Annotated in this window: 1 protein-coding gene; it reads right to left on the reverse strand. The window is 40.2% G+C overall.

The window, feature by feature from the left end:
- Positions 1 to 160: 160 nt before the first annotated feature.
- The gene (locus BKK50_RS12010; protein WP_208606218.1) at positions 161 to 730 is read right to left on the reverse strand and encodes a hypothetical protein; all 570 of its coding nucleotides are present in this window, start codon (positions 728 to 730) and stop codon (positions 161 to 163) included.
- Between the last annotated feature and the right edge of the window lie 846 nt (positions 731 to 1,576).

Here is a 1,576-nt window from a genome sequence, read left to right on the forward strand (position 1 = left end):
ATCTAGTACAGCCCCTATATTTATGCATATAAAAGCAATAATTGATTGGAAATGAGGTTTATAGATTACAAAGAGCGGTCTGATTTTGAGGCGATTTTGCAAATAGAAAAATAGGGGCTGCAACCGTGTTTTCTGCGAAACACAGTTGCTGTTGTACAAACTACTTCCCTTTTCTTTGCGACATCAGCCAATTGCGGGCGGGTTCAAGCAAATAGGCGTAGTCAAAGGAATACATATGTTCTGCACCTTTGTGGGTGGAGTTTTCAGGATTCACTGTGTTAGGCGTGAAGCGGATAAAGTTGATTTTTTTGCCTTGTGTAAGCATTTTTTGCACTTGTGCATCTTGTTCTGTTTGCGGCAGTTTGGCGGAAAATTCCGTTTCAGCATAGGCAATGCGATCTTTTTTCAGCATTTCTGCCACCTGTGTCATACCCGCAGAGGCTTTTTGATCGGCTGCAGAAACGGTGTAGATGAATTTCGCTTTTTCTAACGGTTTCAAGACGTTAATGTCCCATTGGCTGCCAACGAACATTGATGCCGCAAACAGTTTTGGCTCGATGCTGTTGAGATAGAACGAAATCATACCGCCCATCGACTGCCCAGTGGTGTAAACGCAGTTGGCATCAATCGGTTTTTCAGCCATCAATGTTTTGACGAGGCGTAAAGTCATTCCCACTTCTTCGGTGGTTTGCCATTGGTCGTTCACTGCCGTTTCCGTGTAGGACGGCACAAGAACAAAAGCAGGGTGTTTTGCCTGTGCTTCATCGGTCGCCCAAATGATGCCGCCATAACCTTGCTAACTAAACGCAGCCACAGGATCTTTCGCCACGCCTTCGCCGTTCAAATACATCAGCCCCAAATAACGCCGTGCTTTCATATGCCCCTCATGTTCTGCCTGTGTGAAATAAGGCAGGGCTTGGGCATAATCTTGTTTTTTATAAAAACTAATGCCTTGCTATAAGCATTATTGCTAATCGAACATTATTTTCTATATTCCTAAGTTGGCTTGGAAAAGCATTAATTTCTTTTGTGTTTGTTATTACCCTACCAATTAGTTTAGGTTTGAATATACTTACAATTGGCGTTTTTTTAGCTGGAGGATTTTTCTTTATCGGTGCAAGAGCGAAACGTAAGTATGAAAAACGAGGCTAATTTAACAAAAAAATGGAACGGGCATTTTTACTTAATATATTTCTAAGCTTTTTTATCATTAGATAGCTTTTACGTTGGATCACCACGAATTTATGCAAAAAGCCGGTTTTTTGGTAGTTCCATTGTTTAAAGCCTCTCTTTCAAATAGAGCTATGGATAAAAAGTATTAGCCTTCCTATCTGTATTAAATATTCTTAATATTCTCTTCCCAAGTACCCATCTTTGATGGGTATTTTTTGTTTAAAGCTCCAGCGATAGGGAAAATAAACGGTATTATGCAGCAGTTGCACAACATTACTTTTTTGGTATCTTGTAGGGACACACTGCGTGTCCGAATCTTAACCTATTGAAATAATTTGATTTTTATAACGGACACACGCAGTGTGTCCCTACGTTCTGTTAAAATTTCTGTTTTTGTGCATTT

The sequence above is a fragment of the Rodentibacter rarus genome (assembly GCF_001998965.1).
Classification (GTDB): domain Bacteria; phylum Pseudomonadota; class Gammaproteobacteria; order Enterobacterales; family Pasteurellaceae; genus Rodentibacter; species Rodentibacter rarus.